Origin of the sequence: Kitasatospora sp. NPDC056327 (assembly GCF_042261735.1) — a bacterium.
Classification (GTDB): domain Bacteria; phylum Actinomycetota; class Actinomycetes; order Streptomycetales; family Streptomycetaceae; genus Kitasatospora.
In genome coordinates this window covers 46,256-59,496 of sequence record NZ_JBHJRC010000015.1, presented here as the reverse complement: position 1 = coordinate 59,496, position 13,241 = coordinate 46,256, and the positions used below count along the sequence as shown (strand labels likewise).

General features: G+C 76.4%; 10 protein-coding genes and 1 pseudogene. 6 read left to right on the top strand and 5 right to left on the bottom strand.

Annotated features, from left to right (window positions below):
* Nucleotides 1-28: 28 nt before the first annotated feature.
* Nucleotides 29-4,066 carry a phosphodiester glycosidase family protein gene (locus tag ACFCX4_RS04345; protein ID WP_376138842.1) on the bottom strand — a complete coding sequence of 1,346 codons (4,038 nt, stop codon included), beginning with the start codon at nt 4,064-4,066 and terminating at the stop codon, nt 29-31.
* A 371-nt stretch (nt 4,067-4,437) separates the two neighbouring features.
* On the opposite strand from ACFCX4_RS04345, the gene ACFCX4_RS04340 reads away from it, so the two are divergent.
* On the top strand, nt 4,438-4,731 hold the full coding sequence (locus ACFCX4_RS04340) for a hypothetical protein (RefSeq protein ID WP_376138840.1): 294 nt from the start codon (nt 4,438-4,440) through the stop codon (nt 4,729-4,731).
* On the opposite strand, the gene ACFCX4_RS04335 is transcribed toward ACFCX4_RS04340, so the two are convergent.
* Both ACFCX4_RS04335 and ACFCX4_RS04330 read right to left on the bottom strand, forming a co-directional pair.
* Nucleotides 4,716-5,438 (bottom strand): AAA family ATPase, encoded by a 723-nt coding sequence (locus ACFCX4_RS04335; RefSeq protein WP_376138838.1) that lies wholly within the window; start codon nt 5,436-5,438, stop codon nt 4,716-4,718. The genes ACFCX4_RS04340 and ACFCX4_RS04335 overlap by 16 nt on opposite strands.
* A gap of 42 nt (nt 5,439-5,480) precedes the next feature.
* A complete protein-coding gene (locus ACFCX4_RS04330; RefSeq protein WP_376138836.1) occupies nt 5,481-6,044 on the bottom strand; it encodes a MarR family winged helix-turn-helix transcriptional regulator in 564 nt (187 codons plus the stop codon).
* Between the two features lie 47 nt (nt 6,045-6,091).
* Here ACFCX4_RS04330 and ACFCX4_RS04325 point away from each other — a divergent pair, with 47 nt between their 5' ends.
* From ACFCX4_RS04325 to ACFCX4_RS04305, 5 genes and pseudogenes are all read left to right on the top strand, one after another.
* Entirely contained in the window at nt 6,092-7,078 is a 987-nt protein-coding gene (locus ACFCX4_RS04325) for a DMT family transporter (protein ID WP_376138834.1), read from the top strand.
* Between the two features lie 187 nt (nt 7,079-7,265).
* Nucleotides 7,266-8,816, top strand: coding sequence for a PLP-dependent aminotransferase family protein (locus ACFCX4_RS04320; RefSeq protein ID WP_376138832.1), 1,551 nt, complete (start codon nt 7,266-7,268; stop codon nt 8,814-8,816).
* Nucleotides 8,817-9,306: 490 nt separating this feature from the next.
* Nucleotides 9,307-9,666, top strand: a pseudogene (locus tag ACFCX4_RS04315) (GTP-binding protein); the annotation flags it as partial.
* A 523-nt stretch (nt 9,667-10,189) separates the two neighbouring features.
* The gene (locus ACFCX4_RS04310; RefSeq protein ID WP_376138830.1) at nt 10,190-11,092 is read left to right on the top strand and encodes a neutral zinc metallopeptidase; all 903 of its coding nucleotides are present in this window, start codon (nt 10,190-10,192) and stop codon (nt 11,090-11,092) included.
* 175 nt (nt 11,093-11,267) lie between these two features.
* On the top strand, nt 11,268-11,633 hold the full coding sequence (locus ACFCX4_RS04305; RefSeq protein WP_376138828.1) for a hypothetical protein: 366 nt from the start codon (nt 11,268-11,270) through the stop codon (nt 11,631-11,633).
* Nucleotides 11,634-11,763: 130 nt separating this feature from the next.
* Here the strand turns inward: ACFCX4_RS04305 and ACFCX4_RS04300 are convergent, their stop codons facing one another.
* Both ACFCX4_RS04300 and ACFCX4_RS04295 read right to left on the bottom strand, forming a co-directional pair.
* Nucleotides 11,764-12,762 (bottom strand): hypothetical protein, encoded by a 999-nt coding sequence (locus ACFCX4_RS04300; protein WP_376138826.1) that lies wholly within the window; start codon nt 12,760-12,762, stop codon nt 11,764-11,766.
* Nucleotides 12,763-12,868: 106 nt separating this feature from the next.
* Nucleotides 12,869-13,210 (bottom strand): NAD(P)H-binding protein, encoded by a 342-nt coding sequence (locus ACFCX4_RS04295; RefSeq protein WP_376138825.1) that lies wholly within the window; start codon nt 13,208-13,210, stop codon nt 12,869-12,871.
* Between the last annotated feature and the right edge of the window lie 31 nt (nt 13,211-13,241).

The window sequence follows — 13,241 nt, the reverse complement described above, 5'->3', positions numbered from 1 at the left end:
GGCCAGGGGGTTCAGCGGTGGGGCGGCGTCACAGGGCGCCGCACTGACCGCCCTTCGGGCCGTTCACGGTGGTGCCGTGGCCGCCGACGGGGGCCGGGGTGTTCCCCGCGCAGTCGAGCGGACCGCGCACCGTGCTGCCGGCGACGGCGGTGCCGCCGGTGTTGAGCGCCAGGTGGGCCGGGCCGTTGACGGTCGACCAGAGCAGGGCGACCTGCCCGGTGGAGCCGCTCACCGCGACCGGGCCGGACACCTCGCTGTCGGTCAGCACGAAGGCCGCCGCGCCGCGCGCCGAGACCGGGCCCCTGAGGGCCGAGCCCTTGGCGACCAGCGCCGCGCCCGGCTGGACCAGCACCGGGCCGGTCACCGTGGCGCCGTCCAGGCAGACGACGCCGGAGGTGACGGCGAGGTTCTTCTGCGGGCCGCGCAGCGTGGTGGTGCACGCCGGGACGGACCCGACGGTGAGCGCGCGCTCCGCCGTCACGCCGCCGACCGTCACGGTCAGGGTCGCCCCGCCGGGCCGCAGACCGGTGAGCGTGCGGGTGGCCGGGTCGTACGCGGCGACGCTGCCGCGCGGCGCCCCGGCGGCCGGGCCGATGTGCACGCCCTGCCCGCCCCACCTGGCGGTGACCGGCCAGGCGACCGGCACCGTGCGCTCGCCGTCCTGGGTGAACGTCGCTCCGACCGGCACGGACTCCAGCAGGCCGAGCGTCCCGGGGGCGTTCAGCTGCACCGCGTCGGCGCGGGCCCGGACCTCGGCGCGCAGCCAGGCCGAGGCGTCGTCCGGCACCGCGTACGGGTCGGTGACCCGGCCGGCCGCCGGGTCGATGCCGAGCATCGTCCAGCCGGTGAAGCCGCCGCGGTCCGGCTCGGCGGCCGGGCCCTTGCCGGAGTTGCCGTTGATCAGGTAGGGGACGCCGTCGACGCTGCTCGCGTGGAAGGCGCCGACGTGGCCGCTGACCATCGCGGCGGACTTGCCGCCCGCGCGGAAGCCGGCCAGCCACTGCTCGACCAGTCCGGCCTCCTTCCGGTCGCCCAACTGGCTGCCCTGGTCGGGCAGCGGGTCCCGGGTCGGGTGATGGTCGAACAGCAGCAGACCGGTGACCGAGGGGTCCTGGGCCGCGGCGTCCAGGGTGGTCCGCAGCCGGGAGATCTGGTCGAAGCCGCTCGCCCGGAAGGAGCCGAGCGCGCTGTTCAGCGTGATGAACCGGGTGCCCTTGACGTCGAAGACCTCGCTGGTCTCCCCGAAGGCGGCCCTGAAGTTGTCGATGGTGCCGGGGCCCATCACCTCGTGGTTGCCGGGCACGTAGTGCCAGGGGACGGTGCCGCCGGTGAGCCGGTCGAACTCGTCCAGCACCTTGCGTGCGAGGGCGAAGTCGGCCGGGCTCGCCTCGTCCACCAGGTCGCCGGCGATGACCAGCAGGTCCGGTTCGGCGGCGGCGATGTCGCGCAGCGTCCGGCGGGCGGCCTGGACGAGGTCGCTCTCCGGGGCGCGGGCGACGAACTGGGCGTCCGACATCACCGCGACCCGCAGCGGCCTGCCGTCCACGGTGCCGGCGGTGAGCACCACCGGGTCGGTGACCCGTGGGCGCACCGGCAGTTCGACGTCCGGGGCCACCTCGACCCGCAGGTCGGCGAGGGTGAGCGCGCCGGTGTAGGAACGGGCGGCGCTGGTCTCCATCAGCCGGAACCGCTGGAAGGTCAGCGGGTACTGGACGCCGGAGGGGATCGGGAACTCCACCTTCCGCCAGCCGGTCCAGGTGACCATGGGCGCGTCCAGGTTGGCGGTGACGCCGGCGGCGGTCCGGTACTGGATGCGCGGCCAGGCGCCGTTGCCGTCGCCCTCGATCCACATCGTGACCGAGCGCGGCTGGCCGGGCAGCACGATGCCCTCGGGGGCGATCGCGTACTGGCCGCGGGTGCCCGTCGACCTGGTGAAGTCGTAGCTCAGCCGCAGGCCGTGGCCGCCGTCGTGGCCGGCCGCGGGGGCGATGCCGCCGCCCGGGGCGCGGTCGTTGCCGGACTTCCAGGCCGCGGCGTCGGAGAAGTCGGCGAACGGCTTCTCGGTCGTGCCGACGGTGACGGCGACGGCGGTCTCCAGCGCGCCGACGGTCAGCCGCAGCGTGGCGGAGGCGCCGTCGGCGAGCGCCCTGAGGGCGATCGAGCCGTCCTCGGCGGCGGAGGTCTCGACCACGCCCGCGCCGCCGGTGACGGTGATGTCCGCGGCCTCGACCGGGGCGGTGTGGCCCTGGGCGTCGTAGCCGGTCACCGAGATCCTCGCGGTGGCGCCGACCGCCTCCAGACCGACCGGGTCGGTGCCCGCGGTGATCCGCACCGGTGCGCCGAGCACGGTCAGCGGAAGGGTGCCGGCCTCGGCACCGTCGGCCGCGGCGGTGACGGCGGCCGGGCCGGAGGTGCGGCCGGTGACGACGGCCCCGGTGCCGCTGCCGGACACCTCCACGGTGCCGGGCCCCGCGGTTCCGGTGCTCCCGGCGCCCGTGGAGTTCCTGGAGTCCTTGGTGCCGTCGGGGCCCGTGCTGCCCTTCGGGGCCCTGGGCTCCCTGGGCTCCTTCGTGTCCTTCGTGTCCTTGGGGTCCTTGGCGACCGTCCAGCGGACCGCCGGGACGGTGCCGTTCACCGGGCCGTAGGTCTCGTCGTGCGGCAGGGCCCGGACGGTGCGGCGCAGGCCGGGGAAGACCCGGTTCGCGGTGTCCGCGGTCTCCGCCGGACGGACCCGGAAGCCGGTGACCCGGCCGGAACCCGGCGCCGAGAACAGGCCGAGCCCGTTGGCGACGGCGCGCTCCCCGCCGTTGTCGGACGGGCTGCTGACGGTGCCGGCCCCGGCCGTGCCGGGCAGCCGGGCGGACATCGCGGACGAGCCGCCGCCGTCCATGTTGAGCGCGTTGCGCGCGCCCATGTCCCGCATCAGCACCGCGAGGTCGGGCAGCGAGATTCCCGGGCTGTCCGCCTGCCGGCCGTCGACCGTGACCAGGTACATCCGCCTGTTGTCGGCGGAGAAACCCACGGCGGTGCGGGCGGTGAGCTCGTTGCCGTCGTTCTCGCCGGGCTGCATGGCGACACCGTCGCGGACCAGCACCTGGTAGCCGCCGACCGCCACCGCGACCTCGCCGAAGGAGGCGCGCGGCCGGTAGCGGGTGGAGACCTGGTCGCCGGGCCGGAGTTCGCGCAGCGCACGGGCGCCCGCCTCCCGGCCGACCAGCACGGTGGCGCCCTCGGGGACGGCCGCGCCCGGCCGGTCGCGGACGGCGGTGACCCGGCCGTCCCGCAGCTCCACCTCGACGACCTCCGCGGAGCCGCCGGCGACCCCCGCCCGGGACGCCTGGCCCCAGGCGGGGGTGAACAGGCCGACGCCGTCGGCGGGCAGACCGTAGGTGTTGACCCCTGTGAGCGTCAGCTCCCGGCCGCCGGGCAGGGCGGCGCGGCCCTCCAGGAACACCTCGGCCATCCGCGCCAGGCCGTCGGCACCGACGGTCACGGCCTGGTTCCAGCCCTCGACGGGGGCGTGGAGCAGACCGCCCCCGCGGGAGACGCCGACGCCGAGCGGGGCCTCGGAGGCGTTCATGTCGAAGTAGTCGCCGTTGATCGCGGCGACCGCGCCGGCGCCCCGGGCCATCCCGGTGACGGTCTGGCGGGTGGTCACCTGACCGGAGGACAGGTAGTCGACGCTCAGGCCCTCGGTGGCCAGGTCGGCGACCAGCACCTTGCCGCGCAGCCAGCCGGTCCTCCCGAGCCGGTCGAAGGCGGTCATGGTCAGGCCGGGGGCGATCGGGGTGACCTCGCGGCGGGTGACGACCGACTCGCCGGGCCGGTCGAGCACCAGGCCGGGGTCGGCCGTGGTGCCGTTCGCGCCGGGTGTGCCCGGGGCGGCGGGAGCGGCCCAGGCACCGGCGGGGGCGAGCGCGGGAAGCCCGGCGGCGACGAGCGCGCCGAGGGCGAGCACCGCGGCGGGGCGGCGGGTGCGGCGGCGCGCCGGGGCGGTCGCGGGGACGGAGGAGGGGACGGGGGAGGGGACGGGGGCGGTGGTCGTGGGGGTGACGGGCGGTGACATCGGCGGTTCGGCTCCTCGTACTGCTACGGGGTGTGCGTGCTGCCGGCGCGGGCGCAGGACACGGCCGGTGGCACGGAGCGCCGGAGTGCGGCGCGGCCCGGGGGCATGGTCAGCAGGCCGACGGAAGCCAATCGTCCACGAAAGACCGCCGCACCACGCGTCGGTGAACCGTCCCGCTCGGCCGCGCGAACAAAAGCCCCATACCTTGCGGGAACACGACACAACGGCCGGTCGCGGAAGGGGTGGTGACGGTGACGAGGTTCGCGGTTTCCCGTCCTGTTGCCGATTGCGCGCGGTGCGGCGGGCGGACAGTGGAGCGCGCACGGCCCCGCCGGCCGTGCGCGTCACCGACCTTCACCGGAGGGGAAACCATGAGCATCCGCACCGTCGCCGCGGCCGTCGCCGCCACCGCCGCACTCGCCGTCCCGGCCCTCGCCGCCGTCCCGGCCTCGGCCGCGCCCGCCCGGGTGGCCGCCTGCTCGACGTACAGCAACTACGTGAGCTACGGCGTCTCCTGCGACGGCACCCGCAGCTACTACGCGTGGGCCGTCTGTGCCAACAACCAGGTGGTGTACGGGCCGACCCGGTCGGGTGGGGTCTGGTCCTACGCCTACTGCAGCAACGTCGGCTCGACCTTCCGCAGCGGCGGTTACACGCTGATCTGACCGCCGCGGGTGCCGCCGTCGGCCGGGCCGTGCTCCGGGGCGTGCTCATGGGCGCGGCCCGGCCCGTAGGCCGGCGCGTGGCGCAGGGCGTGCTCCAGGCGCTCGGCCAGCGTCGGCCACGGGCGGCAGTCGACCACCGGGAGCGCGTGTCGGCGGGCCTCGCCGGCGAGCCAGTGCGCGTACCGCGCGCTGACCTCGGCGCGGTCCGCCTGCACGCCGCTCCCCGGTTCCCGCGCCGCGTAGTTGGCGGCGATCCGGCCGGCGTCGCCCTCGTGCAGGAAGACCGCCCGGACGTCCCGGCCCTCCGTGCGGCCCAGGGCCACGGCGCGGGCGCAGGCGGCGGGGGTGAGGTAGTCGCCCTCGACGACGGCGGGCACCGGGACGGTCAGCCGGTTGCGCACCACGCCGAGCACGGCGGGCTCCAGGGCCTCGGCGGTGGCGATCTGCAGCGCCAGGACCCGTTCGGCGGTGTCCGGGGCGTCGGTCCCGTCGGCTCCGGGGTCACCGGCGGCACCCGGGGCGTCGTCGTCGAAGTGGTGCAGCGCCGGGTGCTGCTCCGCGGTGGTCAGCTCCTGGACGGCGGCGACCACGTCGTCGAACTCCACCACGAAGGCACCGGTCCCGGCGGCGATCCGCCCGGCCGCCAGGCTCTTGCCGACGCCCGAGGCGCCACCGATCAGTACGAGGTCCCAGGTCCGTTTCGTCACCGGGCGACGCTATCGCGGTGATCCGGTCGGATCATCCGGATTTCACTTCGACTGTCCCGGGGCGGTCGCCTCCTCGCCGTGGTCGAGGCGCCGCTGCCAGGCCGTCAGCAGGACCTCCAGGGCGGCGGCCTCCTCGGCGGTCAGCAGGTCCAGCAGGCGGTGCTCGTTGCGCATGTGCGCGCCGAAAGCCTCGTCGATCAGCCGGCGGCCCGCCTCGGTGAGGGCGACCACCCGGCCGCGTCCGTCCGCCTGGCTGCGGCGGCGGGTGACCAGGCCGGCCCGCTCCAGCCGGTCGATCCGCTTGGTCATGGCGCCCGTGGTGACCATGGTGCGGGTGGCCAGTTCCCCGGGGGCCCGCTCGAACGGCGCTCCCGCCCGGCGCAGCGCGGCGAGCACGTCGAACTCGCCCTCGCCCAGCCCGTGGCGTGCGTAGACCAGGCACAGCTCCTCGGTGAGCCGGGCCGCCAGCCGGTGCAGCCGTCCGATCACGGCCTGCGGGGAAACGTCGAGGTCCGGCCGCTCGCGGCGCCACTCCGCCTGGATGAGGGCGACGTGGTCCGGGGCCGGCTCCGGACGCGCCGGGTGGTGCTCTCCGCTGCTCTCCATGCCGCCATCCTAGTCCAGTCGCTTCCATGGAAGGTATATTGCCTTCCATGGAAGCCAGTTTCCGGTGGGCCCTGCTGACCGCCGTCGCGCCGGTGGCCTGGGGCGCCAACTACTACGTCACCCGCGAGTTCCTCCCGGCCGACCGCCCGCTGTGGGGCGCCGCCCTGCGCGCGCTGCCCGCCGGGCTGCTCCTGCTGGCGCTGCGCCCGCGCCGGCCGCGCGGCGTCTGGTGGGGGCGCTCGGCGCTGCTCGGGCTGCTCAACACGGCCGGGTTCTTCGTGCTGCTGTACGTCGCCTCGCAGTCGCTGGCCACCAGCGTCGCCTCGACGGTGATGGCCGCCGCGCCGCTGGTGATGCTGCTGCTCGCCTGGGCGCTGACCGGCGGCCGTCCCGCCCGGGCCCACCTGCTCGGCGCACTGGTCGGCCTGGGCGGGGTCGGGCTGATGCTCCTGACCAGGGCCGAGCCGGTGAGTCCGCCCGGCCTGGCCGCCTCGGCGGCGGCCGTGCTCGTCTCCTCGCTCGGCTACGTCCTCGCCGGCCGCTGGCGGGACGGGCCGGACGTCCTCGCCACCACGGCCTGGCAACTGGTGGCCGGCGGGCTGGTCCTGCTGCCGGCGGCCGCCGTGTTCGAGGGCCCGCCCGCCGCGCCCACCGGGCGCGAGCTGCTCGCCCTCGGCTACGTCGCGCTGGTGGCGACCGCGCTCGCCTTCACCGCCTGGTTCGCCGGTCTGCGCCACCTCCCGGCCGGGACGGTGGGACTGCTGGGCCTGCTGAACCCGCTCACCGGGGTCCTGCTCGGCACGGTGGTGGCGGGGGAGGAACTGGGGCCGCTCCAGGTCGTCGGTCTGCTGCTGGTCCTGGGCGGCGTCGCGCTGGGCCGGCCGGGCCGGACCCCCTCGCCGTCCGTCCCCTCGGGCACCCCGTCGTCCGCCTCCCCGTCCGCCTCGTCGGTGCGGGCCACGGAGCAGGCGGACGGGGAGAACCGCGGTGCCCGCCCGCCCCGGGCGACCGCGGCCGTGCCACGGCGGGACTGAGCGGTCCGGCGGACGCCGCCGCGCCGGCGGGTCGGACGACCGGTGCGCGGCGGGACCGGCGCCGGTCCCGCCCGCCGGACCGGCGCGTCCGTGCTCCGAAACCGCTACGCCCAACGGCTCGGCGGTGGGTACGAGTTCGTTCGAGATCGGTTCCGCGCCCGGGACGGAAGCACTATTCTCACCTGCCATGTCGGCCGGTAGCAGTACTGAGCTCCTCGTGGCGGCCCTCCGCCGCGAGCTCGCCGGGCTGGCCCCGGGCGACCGGCTGCCCAGCAGCCGCGACCTGATCACCCGGCACGGCGTGGGCCCGGTCACGGTCGCCCGCGCCATCGCCGAGCTCGCCGCCGAGGGCATCGTGGTGACCCGGCCCGGCAGCGGCACCTTCGTCGCGGTGCGCCGCGCCCGCCCGGACGAGCGGGCGCCGGACACCTCCTGGCAGACCGTCGCCCTGGCCGGCCGCGTGCACGTCCCGGGCACCGACCCGGCCGTCACCGTGGGCGGGGGCATCGACCCGACGGCCCTGCCCGCCGGGTCGATCTGCCTCGCCGGGGGCTATCTGCACGAGAGCCTCCAGCCCACCCGGGCGCTCGGCGCCGCGCTCGTCCGCGCCGCCCGCCGCCCCGACGCCTGGCGCCGCGCCCCGGTCGTCGGCATCACTCCGCTGCGCGCCGTCCTCGCCCACCGGATCGGACCGGGGTTCGGCCCCGAACACGTCCTGGTCACCGGCGGGGGCCAGGCCGCGCTGTCCATGCTGTTCCGGGCGATCGCGGTGGCCGGCAGCCCCGTACTGGTCGAGTCGCCGACCTACCCCGGCGCGCTCGCCGCCGCCCGCGCGGCCGGGCTGAGCCCCGTCCCCGTCCCGGCCGACGGGGACGGCCTGCGGCCCGACCTGCTGGCCGAGGCCTTCGCGACGACCGGCGCCCGGCTGCTCTACTGCCAGCCGACCTTCCACAACCCCACCGGCGCGGTGCTCGCCCCCGGACGCCGCCGCCAGGTCGTGGACATCGCCCGGGCGGCGGGCGCGTTCGTCATCGAGGACGACTTCGCCCGCGACCTCGGCCACGGCTGCCCGGTGCCCGCGCCGCTGGTCGCGGACGACCGGGACGGCACCGTCGTCCACCTCACCTCGCTCACCAAACCGGCCTCGCCCAGCCTGCGGATCGGCGCGGTGGTCGCCCGCGGGCCGGTGATGGGGCGGCTGCGCGGCATGCGGGAGGTCGACGACTCCTTCGTCGCCCGGCCGCTCCAGGAGGCCGCCGTCGAACTGCTCTCCACCTCCGCCTGGGACCGCCACCTGGACACGCTCGCCACGGCGCTGCGCGAACGCTGCGCGGTCCTCGCCGGCGCGCTCGCGGAGCACCTGCCGGACTGGACGCCCGAACGGCTGCCCGACGGCGGACTGCACCTGTGGCTGCGGCTGCCGGACCGCACGCCGTGCGTCGCCGTCGCCGAGGCGGCCCGCGCGCACGGTGTGATGGTCGAGGCGGGCCGGCGCTACTTCCCGGCCGAACCGCCGGCCTCCCACCTGCGGGCCGGCTTCGCCGCCGCCGCGGAACCGGAGGACCTGGTGGAGGCGGTGCGACGGCTGTCGGCGGCCGTCGCCGGGCGGCGCCGGGCGACCGGCCGGGCGGTTGCGGCGGACGGCGCGGTCACGGCGGGCGGCGCGGTTCGCAACGGCGCGGTCCGGGAGGACGCGCTCGGGGACGGCGTGCTCCGGGACGGCGGGAAGACCCGGTGACCCGGGGGCGGACCGCTCCCGGACTCGGTAGCCGGAGACGCGCCGCCCTGGTTCCGCCGGTGGCGCGCACCGTGACGGCGAGAGGGAGGACCGGTCGTGCGTCACCGCACCGCTGCCGTCGTCCCCTCGTCCCCGGTTCGAGGTGATCCTGGTGTCCTCGTCCCTCCGGTGCCCGCTGCGCCGCCGGCACCGGGTGCGCGACGAGCGCCTGACCCCGCGTCGGGAGGTCTCCCGGCGGACCGGCCCGGCGGATCGGCCGACAGCCCGCCCGGCGGGCTCTCCGGCAGCTCAGCCGACCGGGCGGTCCCGCCCGGACCCCTTCCCCTCGTCGCCGCGATCGCGCCGCCCCCTTCTCCCCGAGAGCTCCGAGAGGCGCCGGGCCGTGCGCACCGACAACCCCACGACCGGCACGACCACCACGACCGGCACGACCACCACGACCGGCACGACCACCACGACCGGCACGTCCGCCGTCGCCGCTGTCCGCAACCTGGGCATCCTGGCCCATGTGGACGCGGGCAGGACGACCGTCACCGAACGGGTCCTCCACCTGACCGGCGCGACCCACCGGCGCGGCGAGGTCCACGAGGGCGCCACCGTCACCGACTGCCACCCGCAGGAGCGCGAACGCGGCATCACCATCCCCGTGGCGGCCGTCAGCTGCCCCTGGAACGGCCACCGGATCAACCTCATCGACACGCCCGGCCACATCGACCTCGCCGACGAGGTCGAGCGCTCGCTGCGGGTGCTGGACGGCGCGGTCGCCGTGTTCGACGCCGTCGCGGGCGTGGAACCGCAGAGCGAGACCGTCCGGCGGCAGGCCGACCGGCACGGCGTGCCACGGACCGCGCCACCCGTCCGGTCGTGACCGTCCATGCCCTGCGCCGCGCCCGGTTGCCGAGCCCGATGCGGAGGATCTGTGGCTGCTCGTCACCGGGACGTCGGCTCGCCCACCTGCGCCCGAGCACGGCCGGGCTGCTCCGCCGCGCCCCCGGCCGCGGCGGACCACGGGCCGGGTGACCGCCGGGCCGAGCCTCCCGCCGGACGAGCGGACGTGCGGACGTGCGGACGTGCGGACGTGCGGACGCACGGACCCGTGGGCACCCGGACGCGGCGGCCCGGTCCCGCCGCGCGGCCCGGGCGACATGACGGACCGTCGGGCGACACGCCGCCCCGCAGGGGTGCGGACGGTCTGGGGGAGTACGGGCGCCGGCCCGTCCCACGGGAGCTGCCGACTCCCGGAAAACCGCCTCTGACCTGCGCGTCCTTCCCTGCGGTGCGGTCCGGAGCGGCTACCGTGGCCGGGCGGCCGGGCCCGGCCGCCCGGCACCACGGGCGGTGCCGGCAGCACCACAAGGGACGGACCGACCGGCATGCAGTTCGACGACCAGGGCGACCTCGACACCTCGCAGGTGGACGACCGGCGCCGCATCCCCGGCGGGAAGGTCGCCGTCGGCGGCGGCGCGGCCGGCCTGATCGCCGTCCTGCTCGCGGTGCTCTTCGGCGTCGACCCGAGCCTCCTCGGGCTCTCCGACGGCGCGGGCGACACGGGTTCCGGCGCCGGGCCGGGCACCACGGCGGCGGAGGTGCAGCAGGTCTGCCGGACCGGCGCCGACGCCAACCGGCGCCAGGACTGCCGGATCGTCGCCGTCACCAACAGCCTCCAGGAGTACTGGGGAGGGCAGCTGCCCCGGTCCGGCGTCGCCTACCGGCCCGCCGAGACGGTCCTGTTCACCAACCGGGTCTCCACCGCCTGCGGCGCGGCGAGCTCCGCCGTCGGCCCCTTCTACTGCCCCGGCGACCGGCGCGCCTACTTCGACCTCGGCTTCTTCGACGAGCTCTCCACCCGCTTCGGGGCGGCCGGCGGCCCGTTCGCCGAGGCGTACGTGGTCGCCCACGAGTACGGTCACCACATCCAGAACCTGACCGGCACCATGCAGAAGGTCGGCCGGGACCGGCAGGGCCAGAACAGTGCCTCGGTGAAGCTCGAACTCCAGGCCGACTGCTACGCCGGCGTCTGGGCCCACCACGCCACCACCACCCCGCAGCCCTCCACCGGTCGGCCGCTGATCAGCACCCTGACCGACCAGGACATCGCCCAGGGCCTGGACGCGGCGGCGGCCGTCGGCGACGACCGGATCCAGCAGCGGGCCACCGGCCGGATCGACCCCGAGAGCTGGACCCACGGTTCCTCCGAGCAGCGCAAGGCGTGGTTCACCACCGGGTACCGCAGCGGCGACCCGGCCCGCTGCGACACCTTCGCCGCGTCGCGCTGACCCGCGTCCGTTCCGTCGTCGGCCGGCCCCGTCGGCCGCCCGCCGCGCCGACCCGGCCGGGGTCCGCCCCCCGGCCACCCTGTCGGTCGTCAGGGACCGCTGCGGGCGGCTCCTTCCTACGCTGCTGCGCACCGGCCCGGAACCGGTCCGGACCAGCACCCGAAGGAGAACGACCATGCGCAGGATCATGCACGCCACCGCCGCGCTCGCCCTCGCGGCCGCCGCCGTCACCACGGTGGGCAGCTCCGGGGCCCGGGCCGCCGACGGTCCGTGGGACGGCTGCCCGTACGGGGCGGTCTGCATCTACCCGCAGGACTCCGACACCGACCGGCCGCCGACCGACGTCCTCTGGAGCTACGGCGCCCACAACCTCCGCAACCAGAACGGCTGGCACTGGGTGCTCAACAACCAGTCCGGCGGGGCGCACGCCCATCTGTGCACCGGCTACAACGGCACGGGCTGCGGCTACGACCTCCCCGCCCAGGTGGCCGTCTACGCCGATCTGACGCCGATCAACTCGATCACGCTCGACCGCCCCTGATCCCCGGCCCCTGATCCCCGGCCGGCGGCCCCGGTCGTTCCGGTCGCAGCGCCGCCCCGGGCGGGTCCTCCGGGGGGAGGATCCGCCCGGGGCGGCCGGGGTCAGTGCGGGTGCCGGGCGGTGGCCGTGATCAGGAGTACCACCGGTGCGCGATCTGCTGCTGCGGCCCGAAGGTGAACAGGTCGATCCGGTTCGCGTTCCAGGAGACGGCACCCACCAGCGGGGCACCGACGGCGCCGACATCGCCCCACTGGTGCCAGCCGGCGGCGTCGTAGGAGAGCTGTCGGATCTGGCCGCCGGGGCCCGGGGCGAAGACGTCCAGCCGGCCGAGGCCCCGTGAGGAGATCGCCACGTTGCCGGTGATCTGGGCGGGGAGCGTCTCCCACCCGGCCCAGGCGCCGTTGGCGTACCAGTTGTGGCGGAGCCGGCCGTCGTTGGCGCGGGCGACGATGTCGATCCGGCCGGGGCCCCAGGAGACGGGGGCCACCGAACCGACGGAGCTGCCGCCGACACCGGTCCAGCCGGTCCAGGAGCCTCCGGTGTAGGAGCGGTGGAGCAGGTTCCCGCTGTCGGACGTGAAGAGGTCGAGCTTGCCGAGGCCCTGGGAGGAGATGGTGGGGTTGACCGTGGCCAGGCCGCCGCTCAGGTCCTCCCAGTCGTACCAGGTGCCGTTGTCGTACCAGCGGTGGACCAGGTGGAAGCCGGCGGCGTCCGTACCGACGACGTCGATGCGGCCGAGGCCCCAGGAAACCGCGGACAGGTTGCCCGTCAGCGTGCCGCCGAGGGGCTCCCAGGCGTACCAGGTGCCGTTGGCGTACCAGCGGTGCCAGAGGGCGTTGTCGCCGCCGACGACGAACAGGTCGAGCCGGCCCGGGGCCCAGGAGGACACGGCCGGGGCGCTGATCGCGTAGCCGCCGAGGTCCTCCCAGTCGGACCAGCCGGCGGCGAGGGTCGCGTTGGTGGCCGGGTCGGCGTCGACGGCCGGTGCGGCCGCGGCGGGCTGTGCGGTACCGGGTGCGGACGCCGGTACGAGTGCCGGTGCGGCCGGCCCCGGGCGCGCGGCCTGCGCCGCCGGAGCGAGTACCGCCGTGCCGAGCAGTGCGAGCACGGCGGCGAGAAGAACGGACAACGGACGTCGTGGCATGGTCCTGTGCCCCCCTGTGAGGATCCGGACGAATGGCTGATGGATCGTCAATGTGCTGACGGATCGCACACATGGGCGATCGTCACGCAAGCTAGCAGGGGTGCGGTGCGGCTGTTCGGGGGATCGGGAAGAGGGGGGACCGGTTCCGTATCCCGGCCGTCCCCGGGCGTGCTTCCCGGGTGCGCTTCCCTGGCCGGCGCCGCGCGACCGGGGCCGGGCGGGTGGCCGTGATCGGCACGTCCTGCCCGGCGGCGTGGCTGCGGACGCCGGCGGGGTCGCGGGCGTCGCCGGTGGCGATCCCGACGGCCGCCGGGAGTCGGTGCGGCCGGGAGGGGGTGCGCAGCGCGGCGGTGACGCGGTGGGCGCGGGCGGCGGCCTCCGCCATGATCCGGCCGCCGGTGTTGCCGCTCGCGCCGAACACGGTGCTGCGCATGGGGAGTTCTCCCGGGTGTGGGAGCGGGAGC

What these genes read in the sequence shown, in the direction of transcription:
- ACFCX4_RS04345 (WP_376138842.1), bottom strand. Translation starts at nt 4,066, where the DNA reads ATGTCACCGCCCGTCACCCCCACGACCACCGCCCCCGTCCCCTCCCCC.
- ACFCX4_RS04340 (WP_376138840.1), top strand. Translation starts at nt 4,438, where the DNA reads ATGAGCATCCGCACCGTCGCCGCGGCCGTCGCCGCCACCGCCGCACTC.
- ACFCX4_RS04330 (WP_376138836.1), bottom strand. Translation starts at nt 6,044, where the DNA reads ATGGAGAGCAGCGGAGAGCACCACCCGGCGCGTCCGGAGCCGGCCCCG.
- ACFCX4_RS04325 (WP_376138834.1), top strand. Translation starts at nt 6,092, where the DNA reads ATGGAAGCCAGTTTCCGGTGGGCCCTGCTGACCGCCGTCGCGCCGGTG.
- ACFCX4_RS04320 (WP_376138832.1), top strand. Translation starts at nt 7,266, where the DNA reads ATGTCGGCCGGTAGCAGTACTGAGCTCCTCGTGGCGGCCCTCCGCCGC.
- ACFCX4_RS04310 (WP_376138830.1), top strand. Translation starts at nt 10,190, where the DNA reads ATGCAGTTCGACGACCAGGGCGACCTCGACACCTCGCAGGTGGACGAC.
- ACFCX4_RS04305 (WP_376138828.1), top strand. Translation starts at nt 11,268, where the DNA reads ATGCGCAGGATCATGCACGCCACCGCCGCGCTCGCCCTCGCGGCCGCC.
- ACFCX4_RS04295 (WP_376138825.1), bottom strand. Translation starts at nt 13,210, where the DNA reads ATGCGCAGCACCGTGTTCGGCGCGAGCGGCAACACCGGCGGCCGGATC.